The sequence below is a fragment of the Vibrio sp. V43_P6S15P86 genome (assembly GCF_009904725.1).
In the GTDB taxonomy this organism is placed as follows: domain Bacteria; phylum Pseudomonadota; class Gammaproteobacteria; order Enterobacterales; family Vibrionaceae; genus Vibrio; species Vibrio diabolicus.
Genome location: NZ_WXWT01000028.1, coordinates 1 through 2571 on the forward strand (window position 1 = coordinate 1; position 2571 = coordinate 2571).

Below are 2571 nucleotides of genomic sequence, written 5' to 3' on the forward strand. Positions count from 1 at the left end.
TCGGAATATCGTTCGCTGCGACTGCCGCTTCAATTGAGCTGTGGTAGTAGCTAGTGAGATCTGTACCTTGAGGAATGTTGTCGTTTTTCGCAACAATCTTGGTATTCACGATATCATTTGCGGATACCGACAAACGGAACTGACCCAGTGGGCTGTGATTCGCTAAAGGGTCTGCAATATCTGGCGGCTGAGTGTGGCGCGCCATGGCGAAGGCTTTTGCAGGATGCAGAACTTGCGTACTGCCTTTTAGATCAGCGGAAGTCGTGTACACCAATACATGCAGATCGTTACCTGTCATGTCTGGAATCACATTGAGATCAAGTACGAATTTATCGTTGTCCAACAGTTTTGCTGGTTCGTACTTAAACTTTGAGAAATCTGCTTGGTAAATGGTTTCTCCTGCCGAGTTCATCACTGCGACATTAGGAGCATAAAATTGAAGTTCTTTACTTACGAATGTCTCTAATTTGATATCGAGACTGCCACGGTTGCCCGGAAGAGCAAACGCTGCAATAGCGCCAGCACTGTTACCATCCAACAGCATTTGGCTTTTATCAGTCAAAGCGAATTCAGTAACCACAGGTACATCAACCGTTACCCATTGAATATCACCCGATTGAGTGATCACTTGTTGCTGACCTTTTGGACTCATCTCTACTTGTTCTACGGACGCACAACCAGTAGCCAACATGCCCAGCAGTACGGGAGCAAGCCATTTTTTCATTACTGTCTACCTCGACTCTTTATTGTTTTTTAAATAAATACAGCCAGATAAGTTCTGGCTGTATCATTCTAGGACAATTTAGGACTTAGTGGTTAGATGATTACCACCAAGCTTCAGCTTGTACACCGAATTGGAACGTATCGTCTGAACGACCGTTGTCAAATGTGTTAGAGTTGTCTTCTTTGTCAGCCGTTAGGTAAGAAGCGTAAACACGGATTTCAGGACGAGCCCAGAAGCTAGAACCAGCAGACCATGCTTGAGCAACAGTTAGCTTACCGTATTTGTTTTCGTCGCCGTCGTTATCATCGATAGCGTAACCAGCTTCGAAGATAGTTTTGTGGTTGTCATCCCATTTGTACATTGGACGAACTACAACAGACATTGTTTCCCACTTGTCTTGGCCAGCCCACATGTCTTCACCAACACCGTAAACTAACTGGTGACCCATTTCCCAGCTGTCACCCATGCCGATTACACCCCAGTTGATTAGGCGGTAACCAGATGCACCGTTATCAGCTTCTGCACCGTACCAGCTACCGTCGCCGTAGAATGCCATTGTTTTTGAGTAGCCTTCAGTACCGTACTGAAGCACTGTTTTGTTGAAACCAGCGTCTAGACCTTGAGTCAATTCTGCTGTGAACATTACGCCGTTTTTCGCATCTTTAGTGCCGTTTGGCGCAGCGTCAGTTTCGTTAAGGATTGCGTAGTTCAAGCCCATTTCTAGAGAACCGTTGTCCCATAGAGGAAGACCTGCATAACGTACGTCTAGAGTGTTAACGTTTGTATCGCCGCCATCGTTACCTGGATCTGCGATATCGCCACGGTCATTACGAACCCAAGCGAAAGAAACTTTACCTGGACCAGCTTCGATACCTTCAACACCAGCGCCCGCGCCAGAGATGTTCCAGTAGTAGAAGTCAGAGATATGAATGTCGTGACGTTGGTAGTAGCGCTTACCAGCCCAAAGTGTTGCTTCTGGAGCAAAGTTTAGTAGGCCTTTAGCTTGAACGTTGAATTGACGTAGTGCGAATTGTGCATCGTCAACACATTTCACTTCGCCGTTATCCAAACCACAGTTAGCAGAAGTGCTTTCCCAGTCGTTTGAACCATTAGAAGTCATTGCAACCATAGAGTCTACGTAGAACGTTTTGCCGTTGTTGTTGTAAACTTCTTTACCTAGTTGAATCTCGCCGTAGATATCGCTTTCATTACCTAGACGACCGATCTTGTTCTTTTCGAATGTTAATTGTTGACCACCGTCAGCGTTCACGCCAACGCCAGCACGCATGTAACCGTGGAAATCCACTGCGAACGCAGAACCAGCAGCTAAAGTTGCAGCCACAGCAGCAGCAATTGCACTTACTTTTTTCATTCTTAACTCCATTAAGGGTATTTATAATTCTGTCTTCCCTGCTCACTCTTTTAGGTGAATATAGGCAGTAAAAACACACCTAAAGAAAGAGAGGTAAGATGGGAACGAATCCCCGTTTGTTTCAACAGTTATGAGATTACCCGAGGCGTACAAGGATGACTTCCTCCGCCCCAAACTAATTTAGGGGGGATGAGAAGGGAGTAGAAAATTTACCGAATGGTGTTTTTTCGAGTCAGATCACCAATCTAGGGAGGAATTAGTAAGTTTATTCGGTTTTGAGCCGCTACAAAGTGATAGCCATTTCATATTTTTGACTCTAAGCCGTCACATAAAGTAATTAAATTACATGAATATTTTTATATTTAGGGTGGTTGACCTTAGTAAGACAAAGTTTTTAACTTATAGTTTCCTAAAGGTAGCAATAAATATTAAATAATGTATCTCCGATGACACGACTTCTCTCTCGCCCTTTCCC

2 protein-coding genes are annotated in these 2571 nt (G+C 44.5%); both read right to left on the bottom strand.

Translation table 11 applies throughout. The features are described from left to right. On the bottom strand, positions 1 to 724 hold a 724-nt coding region (locus CAG69_RS01410; protein WP_161442357.1), incomplete at its 3' end, for a MalM family protein. 100 nt (positions 725 to 824) lie between these two features. Further along, the gene (locus tag CAG69_RS01415; protein WP_006740823.1) at positions 825 to 2096 is read right to left on the bottom strand and encodes a maltoporin; all 1272 of its coding nucleotides are present in this window, start codon (positions 2094 to 2096) and stop codon (positions 825 to 827) included. Positions 2097 to 2571 lie beyond the last annotated feature (475 nt).

What these genes read in the sequence shown, in the direction of transcription:
- CAG69_RS01415 (WP_006740823.1), bottom strand. Translation starts at nt 2,096, where the DNA reads ATGAAAAAAGTAAGTGCAATTGCTGCTGCTGTGGCTGCAACTTTAGCT.